The following is a 25,684-nucleotide window of genomic DNA, read 5'->3' on the forward strand; positions in this document are numbered from 1 at the left end:
GTCCGACAGACCGTCAGCGCCATGAACACTCCTGATCTTTCCGTCCTTGAACGCGCCCTCGCAGCCTTGCCGCAGCACTACCCCGGACCGGGCGGCGTTGCCGGTGTGGTGAGAGATGGCGAGGTCATCTTGCGCCACGCCTGGGGCTATGCCGACCTGACGGCCCGCAAGCCGATGACGATGGCGACGCGGATACCGATCTGCTCGATCACCAAGCAACTGACCTGCGCCGTTCTGCTGGACACGGTCGGTCATCCCGAAAAGCTCGACCGGGCGCTCGACGCCTATCTCCCCCTGCTTGAGGGCAAGCGCCCGACCGCGGCCCATCTCTGCCACAACCAGTCCGGACTTCGCGACTACTGGGCATTGACAGTACTGCAGGGCGCCAGTCACGACGGCGTCTTCCGCCGCGAGGATGCGCGCCCACTGCTCTCCAAGGCGCGCTCGACGCATTTCGAGCCCGGCACCCGCTATTCCTATTCCAACGGCAATTTCCGCATTCTCGCCGGCCTCATCGAAGAGCATACCGGCCGCTCGATGGCGGAACTCTACCAGCGCTCCGTCTTTGATCCCGCAGCCATGCAGACCGCCGCCCTGACACCGGATACGAGCCTGCCGCCGGATGGTATCGTCGGCTACGAGGGCAACGAGACGACAGGCTATTTCGAGGCGCTCAACCGCATCTATTGGGCAGGCGACGCCGGTGTTTCCGCCTCGCTTGACGACATGCTGGCCTGGGAATGCTTCATCGACCGGACGCGTGACGATGCGGACGGGCTCTACCGCCGTCTCACTGCGCCGCAGACCTATGCCGATGGCCGCCCGGCACCTTACGGCTTCGGCCTGGCACAGGAAACGATCGGCGATGCGGTCATCAGCGGCCACGGTGGCGCACTCCGCGGCTTTCGCTGCCGCAGGCTCTACGCACCGGCGGAACGCCTCTCGGTCGTGGTGATGTTCAATCACGAAGGCGATGCCCATGCGGCGGCGGTGACGCTGATGAAGATCGCTCTCGGCCACGAGGAAACCGAAACCGCATCCGGTAGCTGGGACGCCAAGGGTACCGGCAGCTATCTGGATGCGGACACAGGCCTCGCGCTTGTCACCAGGCCTACCGGATCGTCCCGCGTCGAGCTGCGGTTTGCGACCTCTCCGGAGTCGCTTTCTGTCAGCGCCGACGGCAACGCGCGTTCGGCCTCAGTGACGCTGACTGCGCAAGCCGGCTCGCTTCGCATGGAACGGCCTCGCGAAAATCTGACGGTGAACGCCGAGCGCATCTCCGGCACCGCGCTTCCCGATATCGCCGGTCGCTACTATCAGGCTGAACTCGACGCCCATCTCGACATCGTTTCCACCAATGGTGTCTTCTACGGCGGCTTCGACGGTTCGCTCGGGACCGGCGCGATGCACGCGATGCGACCGCTGGCCGAAGACGTCTGGCTTCTTCGCTGCATGCGCTCGATGGATGCGCCAGCACCGGGAGACTGGACAGTGCTCGTCCGACGCGACCCGCAAGGCAACGTGGCTGGCCTCACGATCGGCTGCTGGCTCGCCCGGCGGATCGACTACACGAAGATCGGCTAATGGGGCTGTCGCTCCGCCGGATAAGCAGAAGCGCGGTAACGAGCCGCCACATGACCAGTAACCGGAAGACCACAGCGTGAAGCAGAAGCGACCAACAACCGCTCGAGACAACGGCCGCCGCCCCGCGGCCGATGCCGGCAAGCGCGTAACCGTTGCCCGCGCGCTTTCCAAGCTCGGCTACTGTTCGCGCACGCAGGCCGAAAAGTTCGTGCTCGAAGGACGTGTCAGCGTCGGCGGACGCAAGATCACGGACCTTTCACACTGGGTCGATATCGACAAGGATCGCATCACGGTCGACGGCAAGCCGGTGCTTGCCGAAGACAAGATCTATCTGATGCTGAACAAACCGCGTGGACTGGTCACGACCCGCCACGATCCCGAAGGCCGGTCGACCGTATTCGATTGCCTGAAGGATATGGACACTTCGTTCTTGTCCCCGGTTGGTCGCCTCGACAAGGCGAGCGAGGGACTTCTGCTTTTCACCAACGACACGGTTCTCGCCCAGCGCCTGCTCGATCCTGAAACCCATCTCGGCAAGGTCTACCACGTGCAGATTGCCGGGCAGATCGATGCTGGTCAGCTCGAGCAGATGGTTGCCGGCATCGAGGAAGGTGGCGAGGTTCTGCGCGCTGCGCGCGCCCTCCACCTCAGGGGTGGCGACAAGAACACGTGGATCGAGGTCGAGCTGGAGGAAGGGCGCAACCGCCAGATCCGCCGCATGCTCGATGCGCTCGGCTTCGAGGTGCTGCGCCTGCTGCGGATTTCGATCGGGACGATCGCTCTTGGCGATTTGCCGAAGGGGACGAGCCGCAGCCTGACCCCCGAGGAAGTTACCTATCTGAGGCAACGCACCGGGCTTTGACGGTCCAGTTGCCGCCGACCTGATTGTGCCGCTAGGTCCGGCGAACGATCTCCACGATAGGCCTATCATTCGTTCGCGGCATCCCCTTCAGGCAAGGTCGGATCGACGAAGCGTGCCTTGGTCGCGCGTATGATCTGCGCGAAACGCGGCAACGAGCGCAAGCTGTCCAGGTCGTTGTCGTTTTCCATCCACACCAGCAACTCCCCGCTTATCTCCGACGCGATACGCTCAAGTGCGTTCAGGGCCGCTTCAGCGTCACCACTGATCGCCCAGGCACAAACCAGATTTGCCTGCAGTTGGATGTTGTCAGGCTCCAGCAGACTGGCGCGTGATGCCCATTCATTCGCCCGCTCACGATCACCGAGGAGCGCAAGGATACCGGCGCCATGCCCGATCGCGCCGCTATGATCCGGCTCGGCAGCGACGATGCGCTCGATCCGGGCCAACGCGCGGCGACAGGCCGCAAGCGCGGCCTGCTCATCGCCCTTGCCCTGGTAGCATTGGATGGCCATGGCGGCAGCGTTGTAGTCTGCAGGCGCCAGCGCTGCGGCCCGCTCGAAGTGGCGAATGGCGTCATCATAGCGGCGGCGCATGAGGCAGGTTCTGCCGGCAGCGAGATTGGTGGCGTAGTCGTCGGGTTCGAGTTGCAGCGCAATCGCACACTGGCGCTCAGCCTCACCGAACTCTCCTCTGTACAGAAACAGCAGCGCCTTTGCGGCATGGGCACTGGCAAGGCCGGGGTCGAGTTCGAGGGCGCGGTCGATTTCCAGCTCGCCCGTTTCCGCGCCGCCGACGCTGCGTCGCAGACGGTTCAGCGTTTCGCCAAGAAGGGCCCAGGCGCGTGCATTGCCGGGCTCCAGTTCGGTCACGCGACGGCAAAGCCGGATGATCAGCGGCAGGTGTCGTTCGGATCCGGAGATATTGTATTCGCGCGCCAGCAGAAACAGCTTGTATGCCTCCGGATCGGTCGGCGCCGTGCGTTCCAAAGCCTGGCGCTCGGAAGGTAGCAACTGAAGCCGGAGCGCCTCGACGACGGCGCTTGCAAGGTCTGACTGCAGCAGCAACACGTCCCTGATGTCTCGGTCGAAGCGCTCGGCCCAGACGGTCGCTTCATTGCTCCCATCGATCAACTGCGCCGCCAGTCGGATTCGGTCACCCACCTTGCGCACACTGCCTTCGAGGATGTAGGCGACATCAAGTTGTTGCGCGACGATCCGCGCGCTCTGTGCTTTCAACCCGAAGGAAGTCGCCCGCGAGACGACCGAAAGCGGCGAGAGCTTGCTGAGATCAATGATGATGTCTTCTGTAACGCCGGCACTGAAATAATCCTGCTCCGGATCGCCGCTCATGTTGGTGAAAGGCAGGACACAGATACCGATCCGCTCCCGCTTGCCGGTGGTCTCTGCCGGCCCGCCAGCTTGGATGGCAAAGGCGCGGACGGCACGCTCGATGTTTTTGAGCGACGTCGGCCCGAGATCTTCCAGGGCAAGGCTCAGCTTTCCGGCGATGTGCTCGCGGACCGCTTCGGAGAGGATGATCCCACCGGGCCGGGCGAGAGCCTGCAGCCGCGCTGCGATGTTGACCCCTTCCCCATAGAGATCGCCGTCTTCGGCGATCACATCACCCAGATTGAGCCCCATGCGAAAGCGGAGTGAAGGATCGGTGGCCACTGCCACGCTCTGAAGCGCCATTGCGCACAGGGTCGCGTCGACCGCGCTCGCAAACTCGATCAGGGCACCGTCGCCCATCAGCTTGACGATACGCCCATGGTGTCGCGCCAGCGCCGGATCGAATGCCGCAAAGGCCGCCTTGACGCGGGCAAGGGTACCTGCCTCATCACGTCCCATCAGCTTGCTGTAACCGGCGACATCGATACACAGAACAGCGGCCAGCTTGCGCATCCAACCATTCCCATGGGCGAGTGCTTACTGTGAAGGCTCGGCCTCCACGAGGCCAGTCCAACACACCCAGGCATAAGAAACAAGCGAAGGCGCCCGATCGCTGCTGAACCAAGGACACGGTACCGCGCCTCCCCCTGATGGGTGGAAATCCACCCATGCGATTGGCCGCTTGTTTCCAAATCCACCCAAATCAACGCATGCGCCCGACAAATACGCGCCGTCGCCCCGCTAAGCCGTTGTCTGCGCAAAGTTTGCGTTTGCAAATGGAGAAACCCAGAACCGGCGCGGGAGGAAACCTTGTCGGCTGGCCGATATTTCATCCGGGAGGAAGAGATGAAAACCCTGAATGCCCTGCTCGGCGCTGTTGCCGCCCTGTCGCTTTTCGCCGTTTCCGCCAATGCACAGACCTATCCCGAACGCTCGATCACCATGGTCGTGCCGTTCTCGGCCGGCGGCCCGACGGATACCGTCGCGCGTCTCGTGGCTGAATCCATGTCCAAGGATCTCGGCCAGCAGATCATCGTCGAGAACGTCGGCGGCGCCGGCGGCACGCTTGGCGCCGGTCGCGTCGCCCAGGCCGATCCGGATGGTTACACCGTGCTTCTGCATCATATCGGCATGGCGACGAGCGCCACGCTCTACCGCAAGCTCGCCTATGACACGCTGAACTCCTTCGAGTATGTCGGCCTCGTCACCGAAGTGCCGATGACCATCGTCGCGCGCAAGGATCTGGAGCCGGCAGACCTCAAGGGTCTCGTCGAGTACGTGAAAGCGAACAAGGACACCGTTACCGTTGCCAATGCCGGTATCGGTGCTGCCTCGCATCTCTGCGGCATGATGTTCATGAGCGCGATCGAAACGCCGCTGACGACCGTGCCTTACAAGGGTACCGGCCCGGCAATGACCGATCTTCTCGGCGGCCAGGTCGACATTATGTGCGACCAGACCACCAACACCACGAAGCAGATTCAGGGCGGCACGATCAAGGCCTACGCCGTCACCTCGCCTGCGCGGCTCAAGGTCTTCCCGGATCTGCCGACGACGGCCGAGGCGGGCCTGCCGAACCTCCAGGTTGGCATCTGGCACGGCGTCTACGCCCCGAAGGGTACACCGGCCGAAGTGACCGAGCGCCTGTCGAAGTCGCTGCAGGTCGCACTCAAGGATCCGAATGTCGTCGCCCGCTTCGGCGAACTCGGTACCGAACCTTCGTCGGATGCCGATGCCACCCCGGCTGCGTTGAAGGCCAAGCTCGAAAGCGAAATCGCCCGTTGGAAGCCGGTGATCGAGGCTGCCGGCCAGTACGCCGATTGATCCATGCTCGTCGCGCCGCGCTCTGACCAGGTCGGGGCGCGGCCGCTCGACTTCGGGCGATGCATTGACGGCACGCCTCACGAGGGATCGAACCCGTCAGCATCTGTTGACAGCTGTCAACGCAACCATGCCCACTGAGCGAACCCGGCTCCGCGCCGGCAATGCAAATGCGGGAGGCCGCTCGTCACGCCTCGGCCGGCTGCCCCGCTAGCAACATATGGGGACACGATGAAATCACTCTCCTTTGACACCACCAATGCGCTTTGCGGCGGCATCCTGACGGCAGTCGGACTGTTCTTCGCCTGGCAGGCTTTCAATCTCGAGCTTGGCACCGCCTTTCGCATGGGCCCGGGATACTTCCCGCTGGTGCTGGCGATCATCCTGACACTGCTCGGCGTCGTGATCCTCGTGCAGTCCACCCGCGTCCAAGGCGAACCGATCGGCCCGATCGCGATCCGTGGCATGGCCTTCATCCTGCCGGCGCCGGTCTTCTTCGGCATGACTGTGCGCGGCCTCGGCTTCGTGCCCGCGCTGTTCTTCACCGCTCTGATCGCCTGCTTCGCGTCGGGCCGGATGACACCACTGATGGCGCTCGCGCTGTCGGCGGCGCTGACGGCCTTCTCGGTCGCAGTTTTCAGCTACGGTCTTGGCCTTCCCTTCCAACGCTTCGGCCCCTGGGTCCAGTTCTAGGAGACGCGCAATGGAACTCTTCGACAATCTTGCACTCGGCTTTGTAACCGCCGGCTCTCCAGCCAACCTGCTCTTCTGCCTGATTGGCGTTTTGCTCGGCACCTTGATTGGCGTCCTTCCTGGCATTGGCGCCACGGCGACCATCGCCATGCTGCTGCCCATCACCTTCCAACTCGAGCCGGTCTCGTCGCTGATCATGCTGGCCGGCATCTACTACGGCGCCCAGTACGGCGGCTCGACCACCGCCATCCTGATCAACATGCCAGGCGAATCATCCTCGGCGGTGACCGCGATCGACGGCTACCAGATGGCCCGCAAGGGGCGCGCCGGAGCGGCACTCGCCATTGCAGCGCTCGGCTCATTCTTCGCCGGCACCGTCTCGACTTTCCTCGTCGCAGTCTTTGCACCGCCGTTGACCGAGATCGCTCTGCAGTTCGGCGCGGCCGAGTACTTTTCGCTGATGATCGTCGGTCTCGTCTCCTCGATCGCCCTTGCCCATGGATCGATCACCAAGGCTCTGGCCATGGTGGCGCTCGGCCTGCTGCTCGGGCTGGTCGGCACCGACATCTATTCCGGCACGCCGCGCTTCACGCTTGGCATCCGGGAATACGCCGACGGACTGAATTTCGTGGCCCTCGCGGTTGGCGTCTTCGGCATCGCCGAAATCCTGCGCAACCTCGAAAACGAGCGCACCCGCGAAGTGCTGATGGCCAAGGTCACAGACCTGATGCCGACCCGCGATGACTTCAAGTGCATGTTCGCGCCTGTCGTGCGCGGCACCATCATCGGCTCGGCACTCGGTATCCTACCGGGCGGCGGGGCAATCCTTGCTGCCTTCGCCTCCTATACCGTCGAAAAGCGTGTCTCGGACCGTCCTGAAGAGTTCGGCCACGGCGCCATCGCCGGCGTTGCCGGTCCGGAAAGTGCCAACAATGCCGGTGCACAGACCTCGTTCATCCCGCTCCTGACCCTCGGCATTCCGGCCAACCCGGTCATGGCACTGATGATCGGCGCGATGATCATCCAGGGCATCGTGCCCGGTCCGAACGTCGCGACCGAGCAGCCCGCGCTCTTCTGGGGCATCATCGCATCGATGTGGATCGGCAACCTGATGCTGGTGGTCTTGAACCTGCCGTTGATCGGGCTCTGGGTAAAACTGCTCAAGATCCCCTACTACGTGCTCTTCCCGATCATCATGGCCTTCTGCTCGATCGGCGTCTACAGCGTCAACTCCAACGTCTATGACCTCTATGCCGTCGCCTTCTTCGGCCTCGTCGGCTACCTGCTGCTGAAGCTGCGCTGCGAACCAGCGCCGCTGCTGCTCGGCTTCGTACTCGGGCCGCTGCTTGAGGAAAATCTCCGCCGCGCCATGATCCTGTCGCGCGGCGATCCGACGACCTTCGTCACCCGACCGATCAGCGCGATCCTGCTTCTGATCGCGGCGTTGGTGCTCATCGTCGTATTCCTGCCGAGCGTAAAGGCCAAGCGGCAGGAGGTCTTTGTCGAGGAAGATTGATCGCTGCCAGCCATTTTCGCAACAATATCCATATAAATCAAAACGTTAGAACGCCGCACTTTCAACCGGACGCGCGGCGTTCCCATGACTGCGGCATTCTGCCCCTGCGCGGTTTGCCACATTGAGCTTTGTCAAGCTGCTCGCCTATCTCTGGCTTCGTCGAAGAAAGAGACGAGGACGAAACTGAGCGATGACACGTCGCACGAAATCAAGATGGGACAAGGCCCTGCGCACCCTGTGCGCCATGGCTCTTTTCCTGCTGGGTTTCGCCCATCTCGGCCCTGCGCTCGCGGCCCCAATCTCGGCAACCGACTATGCGCTCTACGCCCTGCCCGACGGTTCACTGCCGGACTTCTGTCAAACCGGTACTGACCCCGACGGGAAGGAAAAGCCGGCGCAGAAACATGTCTGCAGTGCCTGCCGATTCTTCTGGGCGCTGCTGCCCCCACCGGGTGACACCGTCGGCGAGCGCCTGCAGGGAAGCCTTGCGCCCTTGGTTGCGGTCGCCGCCGTACAGCCGGCGACACAGGTTCATTTCCCGAATTCCAGTCCGCGTGGGCCACCTGAAGCCGTCGCCTGGCTTTGAAACCGCGTTGACAGCTGTCAACGCCCCCCTTCGACGTCGGATCGCAGCGAGGCTGCCATGCCTCCTTGCATTCGCAGCGCGGACAAATCCTATGCCCGAAACCCAATCCACGGTCGCCCCACCCGCGGCCCCTCCCCTTGCGTCCCTGACCAGACCGCCACGTGTTCCAGCTCGCAGCCGTGTGGTCGGCGAAAACTTCACACTGCTCTTTGAAGGTGGCCGCAACCGCTCGCTGTTTCGCGTGCTCGATGGCTGCATCGTTCTCTCCCAGTTGCTCGACGACGGCCGCAGACAGATCACCGATGTGCTCGGTCCAGGCCGGCTTTTCGGTTTCACAGTCGAGGGCCGCAACATTGCCACGGCAGAGACATTGAGCATCGCGCGTATTGAAACCCTCGGCGACGCCGAACTTCACGCAACCAATCCGGCTGTCGCCAGCGAGTTGAAGACGACGTTGCATAGGCTACAGACGCATGCCACTCTGCTTGGCCGCAAGACCGCGAGCGAGAAGGTGGCCAGTGCTCTGGTCGAATTGTCACGCCTGTTCAATCGCAGCGGTCGCAGCGGCGCCCCTGCCCGATTGTGCTTTCACCTGCACCTTACCCGAGCAGATCTTGCCGACTGGCTCGGCCTTACCGTCGAGACCGTCAGCCGGTGTCTCAACCGCTTCAAGCGCGAAGGTCTGATCGACTTCAGCCATCCAAAGAGCATGCGTGTGCTCGATCCCGAACGCCTTGAAACCGCTGCCGGCCTCACCCGCCAGCGGACGGCCAGCGGCGTGCAACCCCAGAATTGAAGCTCTCCGAACAGAACATCCCCACCCGGACTGCCCCAGAAAAGGAAGAACAATGATTGCCAGACTTGTCTACAACGTGCCGGTGTTCGGCTGGATGCTGAAGGAAGCCGCACAGGGATCACAGACGGCAAAAGTCCTGTTTGTGATCAACTGCGCATTGATCTGGCTGCTCGCGATCATCGCTTTCGGCTATCCAGCGATCATCATCCCGGCCCTGGTTCTTGTCCCCGTCGTTTTCGTGCTGCTGATCTTGATCACCATGGGCTAGTGGCCAGATGCTCCCATCGGCATTCAGCGCATGACCTAAAGCACACCCCAGCCGCGGTAACGTCCGCGGCCGGTCATTTCACGGATGCCCAGTTCCCTCACAAGGTTCAATGCACCGCGCGGCGTCACGCCGACATGCTGGGCGACGAGCGTGGCGGAAACGATCGGTCGCGACAGAACCAGCTCGATCAGCGCCGGCAGGCTGCTGTTGGAGCGGCGATCGCGGATGCGCATCTCCATCTGGGTCTTGGCCAGCGATAGACGGTCGAGTTCCTTAAGCCCGAGATCCGCGGTCACCGCCATCGCTTCCAGGAAGGCACTCCATCGTGTCGCTGGGTCTTGTGAGCGCCGCCGCTCATGGCGGACGACCTTCTGTCCGGCATTGAAGGCGAGGAGATGCGAGGTGATCTTCCCGCGTGATCTCAGATAGGCGCCAACGAGCAGCGAGCCCAACCAGTGCTGGCGACGCAGCGGCTCGATCCGCTCCCAGGCATCGAAGAGCAGTACGGCGCCAAGGCTGGCCGGCAGCTTGTCTGCGGTTGCGACCACCTGTCGCCATTCGTCGATCCGCGCGTCTTCGTCCCATTCCTCGTCAAAGAGCAGGCCTAGCTGTCCCATGGGCTCCTGTGCGGTCACGCGTGCCGCGCGCTCGGCGACTTCGAGCGTATCCTTGTCGTGCGCTTCCAGCAGCTGCTGTGACCGGGCGATCGCTGCATCGATGGCCGCGAACTCGGCAGCCATCGGATTGCCGTCCTCGTCGTCGTCCACCTCAAGATCGCGGTCGTTGCCGGTGGCGTGAGATTGCGGCTCCGGCCCTGCCTCTGCAGGCAGAGCGCCGGCATTCGCTGGTGCAAGCTGTTCGCCTCGAAGGGCGGCGATCCCCTGAGGCGAAAACGCCCATCCGGGCTCGCCCAGCCAGATGCGCCGCCGCGCGCGAATAACCGAATGGGCAATCGTCAATTCATGCGTCGGGGCACGCGCATCCATATGGGCATCGTGCAGCACGAGGTCCTCGACATGGACGAGCTCTCCGGCAACCCATAGCGCCGCCGCCGCGTCGAAGAAATGGCCACGCTCACGAAAACCGTCTTCGACCGCATGACGGTTTGTTCGCTCGTCCAGTCGCGCCAAGGCATCTTCTGCCGAAATCAGCAGCGGAAGCAGTGTCGGATGATAGGGATCGGGGATCTGGTATCGCATTTCAAACTAAGGGTCTCGGCGTCGAAACGGAACGTAACACGATATTCATTTCCGTCACAGATGCGCGGCAATGCAATCTGATCTCGACCATTGCGAGAGGGGCGCCGTTCCGGCGGAACGCAGGCGCGGCCACCTTCTTTGACTTATGGCCAGCACTATCGTTGTCCGAACTCAGACGCACACGGCTCACTGTCCGACTAGGGACGGCAGGTAGGTTGGCATCGGCCCAGGTGCAGCGACTGTTGACAGCTGTCAACCTACCAGAGACGTTGAGCCGCTCCGTCGGGAGCGCCGCGCTGAATACGTCATTTGGCGGGCCGCGAGATCGGCTGTTCTTCAGGTCTGCGGGGTAGGGACACGCCCAGCTATTGCGCGGATTGGCGATTGCTTCCAGGTTCATCTGCACCGTTCGTTCCGGCGTATCGGTATTTGAAATCTCCCGCCCAAGCATATGCCGGTTTCGGTTGATCACCTCGTATGTCCGCACGACAGCATCCCCCCAATTGCTTGCGTCCGACACGGTTTGCTTCCCGATTAATGACGCAGTCGATGGGCGCCCAAAGCGTGAAAACGAAGACCGGCGCCTCATGAGGTAGCCCCCCCCCCGCAGAATAGATCGAGCGTCTCTGGGCCTTCAAAAACATAATCAAAGATGGTTGCCCCCATGGCCAGAAGGGCTGCAGTCAGGTCAGCGCCCGCTCGGTAGTCGAACCGGGCCTGAGAGAGTTTCGAACATCTTCAGGGGCCAAGTGTAGAGCGTCTAACCGCTTCTTGAGCGGCAGCCACGTCGCTCTCTTATCGACGGAGATTGTTGATAGGAATTCTACCGGCCACCGTAAGCCCGAGTAGTTCTTTGCCCAACGGTCGCCCAGTTGCGTTGACAGCCGTCAACACGGGCCTCGCGCAGACGGAAACCGACTGTCTCTACGCCTATCTTCGAAAACCTACCCCAGCGGACACTGTTTCGCCGTGGCTATTTTCAATCTCACTGGTTCCCCGCACAGACATCTGCCCCGAGAGATCGCTCGGTCATTCTCAGTGCCGTCTGAGCAACGGAAGAAAAGGCCCCCTTTCTTTCCGAAAGGGATAGAAACATCAATATTTTCTGGGAGATGGCAGGCGTTCAAATTGTATCTCGAACACTACAATAACTCGAAGATATCAACGAATCCCTGCACTTCCAGTTTCTCGCATTTGCTCGCCTTGTACAAGCTTGCTTCGACCTCGGAGAGAAGCAGCACCGACATCAGAACGCCACGCTGAATTCCTATCGAATGGCTATCCCTTCGTCTATCCGACGGCAGAAAGCTGAGCGCGTAGCCGAGCCGATAACATTGCCGAGACAGCGAAGGATTGGCTCTTCGCACGGCGCGTAAGGTCACGCAGATAGGCACCAGCTGAATGAATGTGCTCAGCGCGCTCCAGAAGGCACGCCAGCACGGTCGCGGTGGTTTCTGGCCCGAGGGTTGCGCAGGCTTCGTTGTAGGCATCAGGGCTGATCCCAAGCATGTTTTTGACCACTGTGGCCGCTGTCAGGAGATCGCGCCAGTTGTCGATACGACCGGATGGGCCGTAGTCGCGGATTTGCGGGCAGGCCTTCAAGACGAGTGGCAGTGGCACAGCGCGGTTCAGAGGAGGGGTTGCCGCGTGATGTGAGTGAAGTTTCGGCAGCAGTGATGTTTCGGTATCGGTGACTAGATCACTGCCATCTTGGCTCCCTGGCAGGACACTTGCTGAAACGCTGCGCGAAAATGCCACTCCAAGTCCTTCATCAGCCTGTTCAGATTCAGAAAGATAATCGGATTCTGAATTCTGTATGTGCCGCTCATTTTGGCGTTCATTGGCAGCCATATTTTGTGTTTTCAGTAGATTTTCCAGACGATTAGTCAATTCGTCCTGCAGTTGGGCAAGAACGGGGAGGAGGCGCTCGATTTCGGCGAGCGAGGGCTTGCGTGTGAGGGACATGTAGACGGCCTGGCAGCGCGCTTCGGCGTCTTCGGCGTAGGCACTATCGGAAGGCCGCAGCAGATCGATCAGCTTTGCTACATCGCGGCGGCAGAGGCTCATGCGTTCACGCATCATCTGCAGGTAACGCCGGTCGGCTTCCAGACGCGCAGCTTCAGCTTCGAATTCGGCCGCGCGAGAAAGCAACGGCGCAAGGTCGAACCCGAAAGCCTGGCCGATCGCTCCCTTGCGGTCGCGGCGAGCGTAGCGCTTACCGTTGGGGCTATCGCGCCGGAGAATGAGGCCGGCCTCGACCAGGGTGGCGAGGTGCCGCCGAAGCGTTGTCTCTGCCATGCCATGCGTTCTCAGAGAAAGCTGAGCATTGGATGGAAACACGACGAGACCGTCGGCCCCCTCGAGTTCGGTCTTCGGATAGAACGACAGCAATGCGTTCAAAACCGCAAGAGAACGATCGGAAATGCCAAGGCTCGACTTGGCAGCACAGACCGTTCGAAACAATTTCCATTTATCGACCTTGCCTTCGTCGACGGCCGAAACGCTGGAAAGTTGGTGTGCCAACATCCCAAGCGACATCGCCCGCCGCCCGAAGGGCGTCGTGACAATCCCACAATCCATTCGTCTTCACCTTTTTCAAGGCAAAAGAAATTCGTTCGCCGAAACGACGTTGAAAACTCTTGACACCGATTCGCGGAAATGGGATTCTCTAGTTGCTACACGAGAGAAGGGTTTCCGCAGCGCTAGTCGTTCGGAAGCCTTTTTCTTTTGCTCTGTTTAGTCTCCTGTTTCCTCTTGGTATTCGAGGTACAGAGATTTGAGCCTCTGCCTCACGAAATCTGCAAAGCCCGGCGCCTTCTTCCTGTTGAAGGACAGCGTCGTTTCGACGTCCGTTTCACGGATCCGGACCGGGGTTGTATCGTCGGGCGCCACCCATGAGATGGCTCTGGCGCGCGCCTTGGAGGTGTTGAGGAAGGCAAAAAGCGCATCAAAGCGCTGATCGCTCCCGGCCTCCTGGAGTTTTTTGTCTTTGACAAAGACGTCTGCAGCTTCGGCCTTTCCGTCCTGGGCCAGAAGCTCGGCGAGTTCGAACCAGCGACGGCGACCGATCTCCGGTGCCGGGCCAATCGCCTCGATCAGGGCGATCGGTAGCCGACGAACGACGGAAATCATCTTTGAAAGTGCGGCCTTGTCGACACCGAGCGAGGACATGATGACTTCGCGGGAGAAGCCGCGGTCTTCAAGGCGCGTCGCGAAAAGTGACCGCTCGATGAATGACAGATCCGTGCGGGTATTGTTCTCCTGCCCCTGAGAGACGACCAGCTGCTCGTCGCTGAGATCGCGGACAACGGCGCGGACCTTGCCGCCAAGCTCGCGTGCAGCGGCCAATCGCCGATGACCGTAGGCAACCTGGTAGCGCCCTTCGTTATCGGGATGCGGGCGCACTAGAATGGGCACCTGTTGTCCATGCTCGCGGATCTGTGCAGCAAGAGCGGATTGTGCATCTACCCCAATCTCGAGACGGTCGACGACGAAAGAGGCGTCGATGAGCGCTGGGTCGAGATCGACGATCGTCAATCCTTCGGCAAGCTGGCGCTCCAGCTCCTGAGCGCGCTCAACCTTCTGGGTGATGTTCGACAGGGACCGAGTAATGCCGCCGACGGCGCTTACTGGCCGAGTCCCGACGCTGAGACCGGCGATTGGCCGGGCGGCTGCCCGCTCCAGAGCCGTTTCAGCGTCGTTTCCGGTCGTGTCGCCGGTAATGCCAATCAGATTTTTGCGGGCCATGGATTACTTCCTCCCCCAAACCTGGCGGATCAGTTCTTCGATCTCGCCATTGACCTGGTTCAGCGAATCCATGGCGCGGTCGTAGGTGCCGCGGACAAACTGCGAGCGCTCGACTTCATAGAGTGTCTGCTTCGTCACGCCGGCATCGGAGATAGCTGTCGACTTCACCATCGCGTTTTGCAGCATGCGGTTGCCGAAAATGGCGCGCATGAAGCCGGTCATCTGGCTCTGCGGACCGTCATTCGGCTCAAAACGCGTGCCGAGATAGCGCATCCAGTCGTAACTTGTGCGACCACCGGCTTTTTCGACGACGCTCATCAGTTCGCTCGTCATCGACAGGAACTGCGACATCGACATGACGTCGAGCATCTGCGGATGCACGGTGATGAGAACGGATGTGGCAGCGCAGAGCGCCGACATGGTCAGGAAGCCGAGTTGCGGCGGGCAGTCGATGACGACGATATCGTAGAAACTCTCGATTTCTGCCAATACGTCGCCGATACGCGCGAAAAAGAGGGTCTCGGCAGCGCCACCCATCATCATTGCCTTCGGCGTCTCGTGCTCGAATTCCATGAGTTCGAGATTGCCAGGAATGAGGTGAAGGTTGGCCGTGTAGGTCGAACGGACGATGTCGGCGATCGGCCGCGGCTCGTCGTAGCGGATCGCCCCATAAAGCGTTTCGCCCTCGCCAACGTCCAGTTCCGGCTGGTGGCCGAAGAGGGCGGAAAGCGAAGCCTGCGGATCGAGGTCGATCGCGAGCGTCCGGTAGCCGCGCAGGGCCAGATATTGGGCAAGGTGGGCAGATGTCGTCGTCTTCGCCGAGCCGCCCTTGAAATTCATGACCGATATGACTTGAAGCTTCTCGTCGCCGCGGCGGTGCGGGACGTATTTCCCGGACTTGCCGCCTTCGTCGAGAACACGACGGATGCGCTCGATGTCCTCAACCGCGTACATGCGCCGACCGTTTGACAAGGGCGCCGGGCCGTGGCCCTCTGAGGCCACCTGTCTCAGATAGCCTTCGCCGATTCCAATGAAGGCCGCGGCTTCGGCAGGGCTGAAGAGGCGCATTGCCTTTTGGGCTTGCGGAGGGAAGATCTTCTTTTGATGCTGCTGTAGCTGATGCGCCAGTTCCAAAGCATCGGCAGCCAGAAGCGTCGGCAGATGCTCCTGTTCGTCGTGACCTTGAATTTTCTGTTGCAACATTGGGTTCCCCGAAAACTGCGCAAAAATCGTCATATCGGAACAATATGCGCAGATGCACTATGCTCCGATTCGGTTCGCTTTTACAAACGCATAGCGATTTATACCCAGGGCCCCATTTGGGCGGCGAATGAACCTGGGATAGCGACCAGTTGTCCGCGGACAACTGAGTTCGGGTAGCGGACCTATCGGTAGGCTCTTCCGCCGACGCGCCGGTAGGCCTGTGAAGCTCTAAAAGAGTATAGAATTTATAGACTATTGACAGATGAGCGGATTGTGTCACGATTGTGGCCATCAGAGACGCGATGCGAGAAGGTTCGCTATGTTCTATCTTGGTGGAATGACCCTCGGTTATCTGGCGCCGCCGCCGCCGAAGGCGACGCGGCAGTCGCGTGTGGAGATCGCGTCAGCTTCGGTTGAAAAGCCGGACTGCGAAGAGTCTGGCCGCAATCAGGAATGGGCGCGTGCCTTCCTGACGCCGTGGCATCTTCTCTATTGATCCCCAGGCGCTGCTGCAGGTGTTGACACCTGTCAACAGTCGTCTGATCCGGCTTCGGGCGCCATGGTGGAAAAGCGCGAAACAGAGAGAGAAGGGCTGTTTCGCCGCCCGGAAATGATTAAGTTCGGTGTCATGGACACCAAGCAAGACCGAACCGTTTCAAACGACCAGCCCGGCGATGCCGTCGATAACCAAGGGCAATCCTTGTCCTTGCATCAGCGTATCCTCGGGGACGTGGAAGGGCGCATCCTCTCCGGGGAATGGCCGCCCGGTCACCGCATTCCATTCGAACACGAGTTGACCGAACAGTATGACTGCTCGCGGATGACCGTGAACAAGGCGCTGACGGAGTTGGTCAAGCGCGGATTGATCGAGCGGCGACGCAAGTCGGGCAGCTACGTCACCTTTCCGCAGGTGCAGTCGGCGGTCATGGAGATCCACGACGTCAAGCTCGAAGTCCAATCGCTGGGGCTCGACTACAGTTTCCAGCTGGACGAGCGAAAGGTTCGCAAGGTGGAGAGCCGGGACGTCGAACGCCTGGATCTTCCGACATCGGCCAGGTTGCTGGATGTCACGTGCCGGCATTTTGCCGGCGGTCGTCCCTTTTGTTTCGAAGAGCGCCTGATCAGCCTTGCGGCGGTGCCCGAGGCGGAAGCGGAGTTGTTTGAGACCGCGGCCCCCGGTTCGTGGCTGCTTGGCAAGGTGCCATGGAGTACGGCCGAACACCGCATTCGCGCCGTTTCAGCTAACAAGCTGGCGGCGCAGGCGCTCGATATTTCGACCGGCACCGCCTGCCTGGTCATCGAGCGCCGCACCTGGAGCGGTCGTGCACCGGTCACGCATGTGCGGCTGACCTATCCCGGCGATCGCCACGAACTCGTCGCTCAGTTCGCGCCGAGCCCGATCGGATAGCCGGCTAATTCTCGCCGACCGGTAACGTGCCAGTTGTCCGCGGACAACTGGCTATTCTCCCACCACGCGCAAGACGGGGGCCGGACCGTTGCCCGAAAAGGCGAAGACCTCGATCGGCTCACCGATGCCCCTGACGGGATAGGAGCCGAGATGCTCCATGCTGGATGCACAGCCGGCCAGTTCGACGAAAGCCCGCGACAGAAGCACCGGGCGCTTCGTTTCCTTGGTCAGGCTCTCCAGTCGCGAGGCGATGTTGACCGCGGGGCCGATCACCGTGAAGTCCAGCCGCCGACGCGACCCGATGTTGCCGTACATCACGTCGCCGACGTGGACGCCGATCCCATAGCCAAAGGGTTCGCGGCCCTTTTCGAGGTTGTCCTTGTTGAGGAGGGCGATTGCCGCTTCCGCCTCACGGATTGCCTGCAGCAGGTTTTCGGCGGCATTGGCATTGCTGAGCGGGAAGATCGCCAGCAGCCCATCGCCCATGAACTTGAGGATTTCGCCGCCGTGCCGTTCGATCGGTTCCGACATCGCGTCGAAATAGGCGTTGAGCAGTTCGATCACGTCGTCGCGCGGCCACAGGTCGGAGAGTTTCGTGAAGTTGCGCAGGTCGCAGATCAAAATCGCGGCACCGACGGTAACGCCGCTGCCGCGCGTCGTGGCGCCGGCAAGAATCTGCTCGCTGGCATGCGGACCGACATAGGTCTCGAGCAGCGTTCGCACAAACCGGTTCTTCAGCCGGATTTCGCTGACGAGCGCCAGCGCTGGCAGAAGATCCGAGAGAAGGGTGATGTGCTCATCCTCGAAGCCGCCCATTCTGTCGGTGGTAAAGGTCACGACATGGCGTTTGCCCAGCGTGTGCTCGAGCGGCCAGGCAATGTACTCGGTCAGGCCCTCGGCTTTCAGGTCGACATAGAGTGAATTCTGAGATTGCTCTTCCGGCAGAGCCTCCAGATTCATGCGAACTTCGGTGCCGCCGTTGTTGATTACATAGAGCGGGCTGTTGAGGTAGACTGCGGTGTTTTGTGTTCCATAGTCGTAGAGATCGATTTCGGCTTCCGCCAAGCCCTTGCGCCATAGAATGCGGGCGCCCAACCACTGCGGATGGTTGATGCGGAAATGCAGCGTCGCACGTGCAACCGGGACACCGACCGTCTGTAGCCGGTCGCACATTTCAACGAGGATATTGTCGATAAATCGCTCGTTGCGTGTTTCTATGATCAACCAGTCGAGCACGCTCCGGCGCCGGGCCGGCCAGCTTTCTCCTTCGGTCGAAGGGGAGGGGGCCTGCGAAGACATCTGCATATGCAATTCTCCATGCTGGTCGAGCGCTCAGCCGGTCGTCCGGCGAACGTTCATGATGTATCGCTGCAAATGTGGAGCATCAGCGGCGCCTTGATAAGGGGGAAGCCGAAAGCTTTTGAGAAAAGGGGATGGTTACGTCCGCGCTCACGCCGATTTGTGCGCCGGGCGGCTCCCGTCGATAAGCGGCAAATGCAAGCGGACGCGGGCTCCTCGCCATGGGCCGACAAGGATGTCGATGCGGCCGCCGTGGAGGCGGGCGATCTCCCGTGCCAGATTGAGCCCCAGACCGGCGCCGGTGGAGCGGGGACGCAAGCGATAGAAAGGCTCGAAAACGCGGTCGCGTTCCTCGAGAGGAATTCCGGGGCCCTCGTCCTGGATTTCAAGCCCGCCCTCGGCATTGACCTGCACGGTGATGGTGCCGGTGCCGCCGCCATGTTCGATGGCGTTGCGCAAGAGATTGGCGACGGCCTGTTCGATCTGGCGTGGCCGAGCGTTGACACGCGCCTCCGGCACCTCGGTTTCGAACGCCAGTTCGTAGCCAGCTTCGAACGCCAACGGCGCAAAGTCTGCGACGATGTTTCTCGCGAGGGCAACAAGATCCACCACTTCGAGTGCGCCACCGGCATGCTCGAGCACCTGCCGGTCGAGGAGCTGCTGAGCGAGGTGAGACAGACGCTCGATATCCAGTCTCAGGCGGGCGCTTTCCGGAGCTTCCTGCAGAAGTTCGGCACGGGTTCTGAGGATCGCGATCGGGGTGCGCAATTCGTGTGCCGCGTCGGTGAGGAAGCGGTTGCGCTGGTCATATCCTTCGCCAAGCCGCGCCAGCGCCCTGTTGAAGGCACGCACCAACGGCGCGATTTCGGTCGGGACATGTTCGGTTTCAAGCTGAACCGCTCGATTGTCGATATCGATGCGACCGGCTTCATCAGCCGTCGATATGAGGCTTGCCAGGGAACGCCGAACGACGGCTGGCGCCGTGACCAATGTGGTCACGCCCATCACCAGAACGATCGGCAACAGGAAACACAGGATGAGCAGTGCGATCATCGGGACGACCTCGGTCCAGGTCGTCGTGCCGTCGAGGTCGCGTGCCATGTCGACGTTGACGCTGATCTGCACGTCCAGCGGGCCATTGTCGCGCCGCGAAGCAACCGTCGAGGCGATGATCTGGACGCGGCCGGCCTCGGTCTCGGCGTTGTGGAGGACGGCGTCCGGCAGCGTTCCGCCGTCATCGAACAGCAGTTTCGCGCCCTCCACACGTCGCAGCAGGTCGCCGCCGCTTTCGTCATAGGGGGAGGGAACGGTTCCCTGTCGGAGAACCTGGCCGGCGTCGTCGCGGATGATGAACCAGAGATTGGGGTGGGACTGGCGCAGCTCCCGTAGCTCGTCCGTCTCACGGATCATCAACGCGCCGCTCGCATCACGCCCGACGGCGTGGTCGAGAACATCCACGGCCGCTTCGTTGTCGACGAGGAGGCGCGGCTGGGCGATGAACATTGCCAGAAAAAGCAGGCCGATAAAGACAAACAGGGTTGCCGCCTGCAGCAGGATGAGGCGGCGCACGAGCACCCATTGCAGCGAGCGAGGCCGAGCTTTCTTCATGTCGTTGCGCGCAGGAGATAGCCAAGGTTGCGGATGGCCCGGATCTCGACGCCGGCACCGACATCATCGAGCTTTCGGCGCAGGCGTGAAAGATGCGAGTCGAGCGCATTGGACTCGATCTCGTCTTCCATGGCGTAGACCGATTCCTCCAATGTCGCCCTGAGCACGGTTCGGCCCGGTCGACGCATCAAGGCTTCGAGCGCAAGGCGTTCTCTGCGCAAGAGATCGAGCGGCTTGTCGTCCACGGCTGCTTCGCGGTGGTGGAAGTCGTAAATCAGGCGTCCGACCTTGGTTTGCTCGGCTTTCAATGAGACCGGGCGGCGGGCGAGCGCCCGTAGCCGGGCCATCAGTTCTTCGACGGCAAACGGCTTGGACAGGTAGTCGTCGGCACCGGCATCGAGGCCGGCGACCCGATCGTTGATCGATCCCAATGCCGTCAGCATCAATATGGGCGCCGCGACCCCGAGACTGCGCAGTTTCGGGATGAGGTCCAGCCCCTCGCCATCCGGTACCCGGCGATCGAGCACGACGACGTCATAGGGCCAGAGTTCGGCGACGGCTTCGGCGTCGGCCAGCGTCGAGACGTGATCGACGATCACCTGACGCCGCTCCAGCGCCGCCTTCAGCGCCGAAGCCATCTCCGGCTCGTCTTCCAGCAGCAGGATGCGCATGCCAGTTCTCCCGATCGCAGGTCTTTCCGAGCAGAGCACTCAATAAAAATATGCATAGATTCAAATATTTACAATGAATCCATGCGACTCACCAGAAGGGCTGCAGCCATCACTCGCATTCCAGTTTCGGCTGGCGGAAGTTGGTGATGTACCAGCGGCCCTGCTGCATTCGGGCATAGAAGGTGTAGAAGCACTCCTGTTCCTCGACATAGCCCGGCGTCGTGTATTCCTCGTAGCGCATTCCGCGTCGAGTGTCTCTGATTTCACCGCTGGAGGTGCCGGAGACGACATTCGTCGAGATCTTGCGCCACTGATAGGCGCGCTCGTTCCAGCCGAGATCGAGAACGTTCGAAGGCGGACCGTAGTCGATGATGACGGATTCGACCGGCTGGCCGATATAGGTTTTCATCGTGTCGGATGCACAACCGGCCAGGAGGACGGCGGCGGCGGCGGCGAGGCATACGAGGGCGCGACGCCCTTTGCTGAAGAACATGACGGATCCCGGTTTCCCGCAGCGCCGGCATCCATGCGGACGCGCAAAACGCACGGTCGTGCTTTGACCTGCCGCATGCCCGAGTGTTGTTCCGGGTCGAGGCGGCGACAACCCGCTGCTAAAGGGGCAAGATTACAGGGACATTGCGGGAGGACGGCGTGTCCCCGGAGAGATTGCCGACGGTTCAGTTTCGATCGTGGCGCGGCTGATCAGGAGAAAGCTGCGCGCTTGCAAGATGATACTGGGTGCGCTCGGCGATCGTACTGTTCGCAATGAGGGCAACGGAAATCTGGCGGAAAGCACAGGAATCCCCGCGGACGTCTTCCACAACGTTCCGGCCATGACCATCGCTGGATTTGGGCCGGAGGCCATCGAGGCGCGGTCGAGCCAGAGGCGGTCAGGCGGCGCGATTCGCTTCTTTCTTTGCAGCCGCCGTTTCGGCCGCATAGACAAGGCCGGGCTCTACGATCCATTCGCCGGAGCGAAGCGACAATACGTCGAAGCCACCACTTGGCAGCCGCGGAGCCACGCCGACGAAGCGATAGCAAAGGCCGCTGCCATCCCTTACCGCTTCCCGTATAGGCCTGCCGGCAAGGTAGCCGATCACGACGCCCTCGAAAGCAACATCCGCCAGGATGAAATACTCCGTCGGCAATCGGCGGCTGGTCTTGGGGTTGGGCTTGAACCCGTTCTTGATTTTCATTGTCTTGCTCGTTGTGAGACGTTTCCGCGACCGGGGAGGTCGGTGCCGAGGCGTCTGTGCACTTCTCTCGTCGTTGCCACGCGGGTGCGCGAGTCAGGCTGCACATTGCAAAGGTGACACGTTCCGCAATTCGGCGATGTTCCCGGCGGCACGGCGTCTCAAGCCATCGAAAAACGGCGCTAAGAAGGCGGAGCCATTGAGGCTTGTTGCGGCATTTGCGCCGTCTCCTGTTAGCGTGAAACAAGGTAGGAAATCGCTTGGGAAGACGGAGCCTGGGCATAAGGAACCCATAAAGACACACAGCGTCTCCGCAGCGCGGGCGGACAGTCGCGTTTCGGATCGGCCGCACCAAAAAAAATCTTCCAGCACCGTTGTATCGTTTCATTCGGCCATATTCTCGACATCGAGATTGTCGACCTCTTCCCGCAGGCTGGGACCACCCGGCGCTCACCAAGCGCCCGCTCCCGCTTCCTATCGGGAAGCAGGAGCGGGCGTTTTGCGCCTATTGAAAGATCATCCACTTGTCATTCGACAGATCCTCCGGGCACGTCACGAAACGAACTGTGCTGCACTTTCCAGGCTTTGAGCCACTGGACGCCGCAAAGCACCAGGCGCGCTACAAGCGATCGGCGGTTAAGACCGCCAAGCTTCAGGACTTTGCGGTCGAGGTGGGACCGGTACAGACCGAAGGGCCCAGCCGCTACTTCGACGTGGACAGTCAAGGCATCGATTGGCGAACGATGAGCCGCGTCTACGTCTTCGATCACGACGAAATCGTCAAAAGCCTCAACGGTCGGTCGATGCTACATCGAATGGCTGCTGGGTACCTGAGTGCCGCACGCGTGATCTGGGAAGGCGGCGCTTGGTCTTACTTCTGGCATGCGTGGCGCTTCGGTCTGTTCTTCCTCTTTCCATTCCTGATGGTGGCGATTGGGCTCGCTCTGAGCGTGCTGATCGGTACTGCGCCCTATTGGCTTGCGCTTGAGTCGTGGCTCCTGATCCCAAGTGCAATCATCGCCTATGTGGCCTTCTTCCGGCTCTTTTTGCCGTGGTCGGACAGATGGCACACGCTGCACCTCTTTTCCGATTGGGAACTGGCCGTTGCCGTCGCCAGCCTGGAAAAACCTTATTTCAAGCAGTGGGTTGAGGATAATTTGGCGTCCGTGCGGGCGGCACTCAGCGAGCCGGCCGACGAATATGTCATCAGTTCCCACAGCATGGGATCAAGCATCGCCACCCAGGTTATCGGCACTTTGGTAGAAAGAGAGCCGAGCCTGTTTGAGGGAAAACGCATCATCTTTGTCACGCTCGGTGGCGCGATCCTGCAATGCGCATTGCTTCGCTCGGCCGAGGTCTTGCGGGGCCGTGTCGGGGCCATCGCCCGTGTGAAGGACATCTTCTGGTTCGACGTGCAATGCCTGACCGATGCGATCAATTTCTACAGATGCCAGGTCGTTTCACTGGCCGGACACCATGATGCGCCCCAGCCGCCCATCGTCTTCATCCGGCTAAAGCACATGCTTTCGCCGGACCGCTATCGCAGGATCAAACGCGACTTCCTTCGCGTTCACCGGCAATACGTGCTTGATGCCGACGTCCGCGTGCCCTTCGATTTTACGATGATGACGGCCGGACCGCTTCCAGCCGCCTCATTTGCAAATCCGAGCTGACGAGGTTCAGCCGCTTCGCTCAGGACTTCAGCAAGGAGAGTCCGCTTTCCCGGTCGAAGAGATGCAGGCTCTCAGGCTCGATGGCGAAAGATACGGCGTCTCCTGGTTTGGGACATATGGTTGCCTTGACCAGCGCGCCGATTTCCTTTTCGGCAAACAGGAAGGTCACGAGCGCTTCATTGCCGTGAAACTCGACGAGATCGGCGGTGCCGGAGAGAAGGTTGTGGCCTTCTGCTGCAATCGTCAGATCGGCCGGACGAATACCGAGCACAAGTTGCTGGCCATGGCGGAGCGCGAACTTGTCATCCGAGAGCACGAAGTTGCTGCCGGCGCTGCGAAGCAGCCATCCGCCTTCGGTCTTCTCGGCGGTGACGTCGATGAAGTTCATATTCGGCGTGCCGATGAAACCGGCGACGAAGAGCGTGCGCGGGCGCTCGTAGATTTCGGCTGGCGTGCCGACCTGCTCAATCGCTCCGCCCTTCATCAAAACAATCCTGTCGGCAAGCGTCATCGCCTCCAGTTGGTCGTGCGTCACGTAGATGGTCGTGGTCTTCAGCTTCTGGTGCAGCCGGGCGATCTCGACGCGCATGTGGTTTCTGAGCTTTGCATCCAGGTTCGAAAGCGGCTCGTCGAAGAGGAAGACGCGCGGCGTCTTGATCATGGCGCGGGCGATGGCGACGCGCTGCTGCTGCCCTCCCGACAATTCAGTCGGCTTGCGGGTTAGGTAGGGATCAAGCCCGAGCGTTGCCGCGACAGCCAGAATGCGCGTGTCGATCTCCGTCTTCGGCACCTTCATGCGCTTCAGCCCAAAGGCGATGTTGTCGTAGATCGTCATGTGCGGGTAGAGCGCATAATTCTGGAAGACCATGGCGACGCCGCGATCCCTTGGCGGCAGGTCGTTGACCGTGCGTCCGCCGATCGAGACGGTGCCGCCGGATATGTCTTCAAGACCAGCGATCATGCGCAGCAGCGTGGACTTGCCGCAGCCGGATGGACCGAGGAACACGATGAACTCGTGATCGGCGACATCGAGGTTGAAATCCGTGATGACATTGACGGCGCCGTATTGTTTGTCGACGCCGGAGCAGACGATGTTCGCCATGGCTCAATCCTTCCCGCTGTCCATAAGGATCTGCAGCTTGATGTCCGTCGGCCGGGCGGAAGCAGCCCGCTCGAACGCCTTGATGCTGTCTTCGAACCGGAATGTCTCGGTAATCAGCGGCTTCAGGTCGACCTTGCCCGATGCGATCAGCTGCAGCGCGCGATCGAAGATGTTGGCATAGCGGAATACCGTTTCGATGCGGACCTCCTTCGAGATTGCGCCCGGCACGTCGAACTGGACAGCTTCGACCGGCAAGCCGACCAGCACGATGGCCCCGCCCGGGCGAACGAGATCGAAGATGCCTGAGAATGCCTTGGCGCTGCCGCTTGCCTCGAAGACGACATCGGCACCCCAGCCGCCGGTTTCAGTGGCGATCACATCGGCAAAGGAGCGCTCGGCGATGTTGACCGGGGTGATGCCCGGATATTGCGCCGCGATGGCCAGTTTCTCGGTGCTGAAATCGGAGATGAAGACACGGCTGCAGCCCCCGGCAAGGGCTGCCAGCGCCACCATGATGCCGATCGGTCCGCAGCCGATGACGGCACCGACGTCGCCGGGTGCTATCCGGGCGCGGGCGGCCGCCTGCATGCCGATGGCGAACGGCTCGACCATCGCGCCCTCGGCAAACGAGACGTTATCGGGGAGCTTGTAGGTGAAAGCAGCCGGATGGACGGTGAAGGGAGCGAGCACACCATGGACCGGCGGCGTCGCCCAGAAGCGAACCTTGGGATCGACATTGTAGATGCCGAGCTTGGAAGCGCGGGACGTAAGATCCGGAACACCCGGCTCCATGCAGACGCGGTCGCCGACTTCAAGCGTTTCCACGTTGCTGCCGACGGCGACGATGGTGCCGGCCGCCTCGTGCCCGAGCACCATCGGCTCGCGCACCACATAGGGGCCGATGGCACCATGGGTGTAATAGTGCACATCGCTGCCGCAGACGCCGACCGTGTGGATGGCGATCTTGACGTCATCGGGGCCGAGCGTGAGCGGGAGGTCGATCTCCCTGAGCGCGAGCTTGCCTTTTTGCTCGAGGACCAATGCTTGCATGGAGGACTTCCTTGTTT

The 25,684-nt window shown here is 61.3% G+C and carries 23 protein-coding genes; 11 read left to right on the forward strand and 12 right to left on the reverse strand.

All coding sequences use genetic code 11. From position 1 onward, the window contains the following. The first annotated feature begins 21 nt into the window (after window positions 1–21). Together PWG15_RS31300 and PWG15_RS31305 are read left to right on the forward strand one after the other, a co-directional pair. A complete protein-coding gene (locus tag PWG15_RS31300; protein ID WP_275025477.1) occupies window positions 22–1,584 on the forward strand; it encodes a D-aminopeptidase in 1,563 nt (520 codons plus the stop codon). Window positions 1,585–1,660: 76 nt separating this feature from the next. After that, on the forward strand, window positions 1,661–2,446 hold the full coding sequence (locus tag PWG15_RS31305) for a pseudouridine synthase (protein ID WP_275025478.1): 786 nt from the start codon (window positions 1,661–1,663) through the stop codon (window positions 2,444–2,446). 65 nt (window positions 2,447–2,511) lie between these two features. On the opposite strand, the gene PWG15_RS31310 is transcribed toward PWG15_RS31305, so the two are convergent. Further along, window positions 2,512–4,347, reverse strand: coding sequence for an adenylate/guanylate cyclase domain-containing protein (locus tag PWG15_RS31310; protein ID WP_275025480.1), 1,836 nt, complete (start codon window positions 4,345–4,347; stop codon window positions 2,512–2,514). A 333-nt stretch (window positions 4,348–4,680) separates the two neighbouring features. On the opposite strand from PWG15_RS31310, the gene PWG15_RS31315 reads away from it, so the two are divergent. The 6 genes from PWG15_RS31315 (at window position 4,681) to PWG15_RS31340 (ending at window position 9,514) form a co-directional block, all read left to right on the forward strand. Next, window positions 4,681–5,658 (forward strand): tripartite tricarboxylate transporter substrate-binding protein, encoded by a 978-nt coding sequence (locus tag PWG15_RS31315; protein ID WP_275025481.1) that lies wholly within the window; start codon window positions 4,681–4,683, stop codon window positions 5,656–5,658. A gap of 228 nt (window positions 5,659–5,886) precedes the next feature. Then, entirely contained in the window at window positions 5,887–6,348 is a 462-nt protein-coding gene (locus PWG15_RS31320; RefSeq protein WP_275025482.1) for a tripartite tricarboxylate transporter TctB family protein, read from the forward strand. Between the two features lie 10 nt (window positions 6,349–6,358). Then, complete coding sequence (locus PWG15_RS31325; protein ID WP_275025484.1) at window positions 6,359–7,864, forward strand: tripartite tricarboxylate transporter permease; 1,506 nt, start codon at window positions 6,359–6,361, stop codon at window positions 7,862–7,864. 190 nt (window positions 7,865–8,054) lie between these two features. Then, complete coding sequence (locus PWG15_RS31330; RefSeq protein WP_275025485.1) at window positions 8,055–8,450, forward strand: hypothetical protein; 396 nt, start codon at window positions 8,055–8,057, stop codon at window positions 8,448–8,450. 91 nt (window positions 8,451–8,541) lie between these two features. Further along, entirely contained in the window at window positions 8,542–9,246 is a 705-nt protein-coding gene (locus PWG15_RS31335; RefSeq protein ID WP_275025486.1) for a Crp/Fnr family transcriptional regulator, read from the forward strand. A 52-nt stretch (window positions 9,247–9,298) separates the two neighbouring features. Then, window positions 9,299–9,514 (forward strand): hypothetical protein, encoded by a 216-nt coding sequence (locus PWG15_RS31340; RefSeq protein WP_275025487.1) that lies wholly within the window; start codon window positions 9,299–9,301, stop codon window positions 9,512–9,514. A 35-nt stretch (window positions 9,515–9,549) separates the two neighbouring features. Here the strand turns inward: PWG15_RS31340 and PWG15_RS31345 are convergent, their stop codons facing one another. The 4 genes from PWG15_RS31345 to repA all read right to left on the reverse strand — a co-directional run bounded on the left by PWG15_RS31345 (window position 9,550) and on the right by repA (window position 15,660). Beyond that, complete coding sequence (locus PWG15_RS31345; protein WP_275025488.1) at window positions 9,550–10,713, reverse strand: RHE_PE00001 family protein; 1,164 nt, start codon at window positions 10,711–10,713, stop codon at window positions 9,550–9,552. A gap of 1,290 nt (window positions 10,714–12,003) precedes the next feature. Then, entirely contained in the window at window positions 12,004–13,293 is a 1,290-nt protein-coding gene (gene repC, locus PWG15_RS31350; RefSeq protein ID WP_275025490.1) for a plasmid replication protein RepC, read from the reverse strand. A gap of 156 nt (window positions 13,294–13,449) precedes the next feature. Further along, on the reverse strand, window positions 13,450–14,460 hold the full coding sequence (gene repB / locus PWG15_RS31355) for a plasmid partitioning protein RepB (protein WP_275025491.1): 1,011 nt from the start codon (window positions 14,458–14,460) through the stop codon (window positions 13,450–13,452). Window positions 14,461–14,463: 3 nt separating this feature from the next. Continuing rightward, window positions 14,464–15,660 carry a plasmid partitioning protein RepA gene (gene repA / locus PWG15_RS31360; RefSeq protein ID WP_425536836.1) on the reverse strand — a complete coding sequence of 399 codons (1,197 nt, stop codon included), beginning with the start codon at window positions 15,658–15,660 and terminating at the stop codon, window positions 14,464–14,466. Window positions 15,661–15,982: 322 nt separating this feature from the next. Between repA and PWG15_RS31365 the strand changes: the two genes are divergently transcribed. Together PWG15_RS31365 and hutC are read left to right on the forward strand one after the other, a co-directional pair. Next, the gene (locus PWG15_RS31365) at window positions 15,983–16,159 is read left to right on the forward strand and encodes a hypothetical protein (RefSeq protein WP_275025495.1); all 177 of its coding nucleotides are present in this window, start codon (window positions 15,983–15,985) and stop codon (window positions 16,157–16,159) included. A gap of 132 nt (window positions 16,160–16,291) precedes the next feature. Next, a complete protein-coding gene (gene hutC / locus PWG15_RS31370; RefSeq protein WP_275027280.1) occupies window positions 16,292–17,071 on the forward strand; it encodes a histidine utilization transcriptional repressor HutC in 780 nt (259 codons plus the stop codon). 51 nt (window positions 17,072–17,122) lie between these two features. On the opposite strand, the gene PWG15_RS31375 is transcribed toward hutC, so the two are convergent. The 5 genes from PWG15_RS31375 to PWG15_RS31395 form a co-directional block, all read right to left on the reverse strand. After that, complete coding sequence (locus tag PWG15_RS31375) at window positions 17,123–18,376, reverse strand: adenylate/guanylate cyclase domain-containing protein (protein ID WP_275025496.1); 1,254 nt, start codon at window positions 18,374–18,376, stop codon at window positions 17,123–17,125. A 144-nt stretch (window positions 18,377–18,520) separates the two neighbouring features. Then, entirely contained in the window at window positions 18,521–19,978 is a 1,458-nt protein-coding gene (locus PWG15_RS31380) for a sensor histidine kinase (protein ID WP_275025497.1), read from the reverse strand. Continuing rightward, entirely contained in the window at window positions 19,975–20,649 is a 675-nt protein-coding gene (locus PWG15_RS31385) for a response regulator transcription factor (RefSeq protein ID WP_275025498.1), read from the reverse strand. The genes PWG15_RS31380 and PWG15_RS31385 overlap by 4 nt, the downstream gene beginning before the upstream one ends. 109 nt (window positions 20,650–20,758) lie before the next feature. Then, window positions 20,759–21,142, reverse strand: coding sequence for a hypothetical protein (locus PWG15_RS31390; RefSeq protein ID WP_275025499.1), 384 nt, complete (start codon window positions 21,140–21,142; stop codon window positions 20,759–20,761). A 397-nt stretch (window positions 21,143–21,539) separates the two neighbouring features. Then, complete coding sequence (locus PWG15_RS31395) at window positions 21,540–21,845, reverse strand: hypothetical protein (RefSeq protein WP_275025500.1); 306 nt, start codon at window positions 21,843–21,845, stop codon at window positions 21,540–21,542. A 563-nt stretch (window positions 21,846–22,408) separates the two neighbouring features. On the opposite strand from PWG15_RS31395, the gene PWG15_RS31400 reads away from it, so the two are divergent. After that, on the forward strand, window positions 22,409–23,515 hold the full coding sequence (locus tag PWG15_RS31400) for a hypothetical protein (RefSeq protein WP_275025502.1): 1,107 nt from the start codon (window positions 22,409–22,411) through the stop codon (window positions 23,513–23,515). Between the two features lie 19 nt (window positions 23,516–23,534). Here the strand turns inward: PWG15_RS31400 and PWG15_RS31405 are convergent, their stop codons facing one another. Together PWG15_RS31405 and PWG15_RS31410 are read right to left on the reverse strand one after the other, a co-directional pair. Beyond that, window positions 23,535–24,617, reverse strand: coding sequence for an ABC transporter ATP-binding protein (locus tag PWG15_RS31405; protein ID WP_275025503.1), 1,083 nt, complete (start codon window positions 24,615–24,617; stop codon window positions 23,535–23,537). Between the two features lie 3 nt (window positions 24,618–24,620). Then, entirely contained in the window at window positions 24,621–25,667 is a 1,047-nt protein-coding gene (locus tag PWG15_RS31410) for an NAD(P)-dependent alcohol dehydrogenase (protein WP_275025504.1), read from the reverse strand. Between the last annotated feature and the right edge of the window lie 17 nt (window positions 25,668–25,684).

It is taken from the genome of Ensifer adhaerens (genome assembly GCF_028993555.1).
GTDB classification, from domain to species: domain Bacteria; phylum Pseudomonadota; class Alphaproteobacteria; order Rhizobiales; family Rhizobiaceae; genus Ensifer; species Ensifer adhaerens_I.

Excerpts from the sequence above, each read along its gene's own strand:
- PWG15_RS31300 (WP_275025477.1), top strand. The coding sequence starts at position 22 with ATGAACACTCCTGATCTTTCCGTCCTTGAACGCGCCCTCGCAGCCTTG.
- PWG15_RS31310 (WP_275025480.1), bottom strand. The coding sequence starts at position 4,347 with ATGCGCAAGCTGGCCGCTGTTCTGTGTATCGATGTCGCCGGTTACAGC.
- PWG15_RS31315 (WP_275025481.1), top strand. The coding sequence starts at position 4,681 with ATGAAAACCCTGAATGCCCTGCTCGGCGCTGTTGCCGCCCTGTCGCTT.
- PWG15_RS31320 (WP_275025482.1), top strand. The coding sequence starts at position 5,887 with ATGAAATCACTCTCCTTTGACACCACCAATGCGCTTTGCGGCGGCATC.
- PWG15_RS31325 (WP_275025484.1), top strand. The coding sequence starts at position 6,359 with ATGGAACTCTTCGACAATCTTGCACTCGGCTTTGTAACCGCCGGCTCT.
- PWG15_RS31330 (WP_275025485.1), top strand. The coding sequence starts at position 8,055 with ATGACACGTCGCACGAAATCAAGATGGGACAAGGCCCTGCGCACCCTG.
- PWG15_RS31335 (WP_275025486.1), top strand. The coding sequence starts at position 8,542 with ATGCCCGAAACCCAATCCACGGTCGCCCCACCCGCGGCCCCTCCCCTT.
- PWG15_RS31340 (WP_275025487.1), top strand. The coding sequence starts at position 9,299 with ATGATTGCCAGACTTGTCTACAACGTGCCGGTGTTCGGCTGGATGCTG.
- PWG15_RS31345 (WP_275025488.1), bottom strand. The coding sequence starts at position 10,713 with ATGCGATACCAGATCCCCGATCCCTATCATCCGACACTGCTTCCGCTG.
- repC (WP_275025490.1), bottom strand. The coding sequence starts at position 13,293 with ATGGATTGTGGGATTGTCACGACGCCCTTCGGGCGGCGGGCGATGTCG.
- repB (WP_275025491.1), bottom strand. The coding sequence starts at position 14,460 with ATGGCCCGCAAAAATCTGATTGGCATTACCGGCGACACGACCGGAAAC.
- PWG15_RS31365 (WP_275025495.1), top strand. The coding sequence starts at position 15,983 with ATGTTCTATCTTGGTGGAATGACCCTCGGTTATCTGGCGCCGCCGCCG.
- hutC (WP_275027280.1), top strand. The coding sequence starts at position 16,292 with ATGGACACCAAGCAAGACCGAACCGTTTCAAACGACCAGCCCGGCGAT.
- PWG15_RS31375 (WP_275025496.1), bottom strand. The coding sequence starts at position 18,376 with ATGCAGATGTCTTCGCAGGCCCCCTCCCCTTCGACCGAAGGAGAAAGC.
- PWG15_RS31380 (WP_275025497.1), bottom strand. The coding sequence starts at position 19,978 with ATGAAGAAAGCTCGGCCTCGCTCGCTGCAATGGGTGCTCGTGCGCCGC.
- PWG15_RS31385 (WP_275025498.1), bottom strand. The coding sequence starts at position 20,649 with ATGCGCATCCTGCTGCTGGAAGACGAGCCGGAGATGGCTTCGGCGCTG.
- PWG15_RS31390 (WP_275025499.1), bottom strand. The coding sequence starts at position 21,142 with ATGTTCTTCAGCAAAGGGCGTCGCGCCCTCGTATGCCTCGCCGCCGCC.
- PWG15_RS31395 (WP_275025500.1), bottom strand. The coding sequence starts at position 21,845 with ATGAAAATCAAGAACGGGTTCAAGCCCAACCCCAAGACCAGCCGCCGA.
- PWG15_RS31405 (WP_275025503.1), bottom strand. The coding sequence starts at position 24,617 with ATGGCGAACATCGTCTGCTCCGGCGTCGACAAACAATACGGCGCCGTC.
- PWG15_RS31410 (WP_275025504.1), bottom strand. The coding sequence starts at position 25,667 with ATGCAAGCATTGGTCCTCGAGCAAAAAGGCAAGCTCGCGCTCAGGGAG.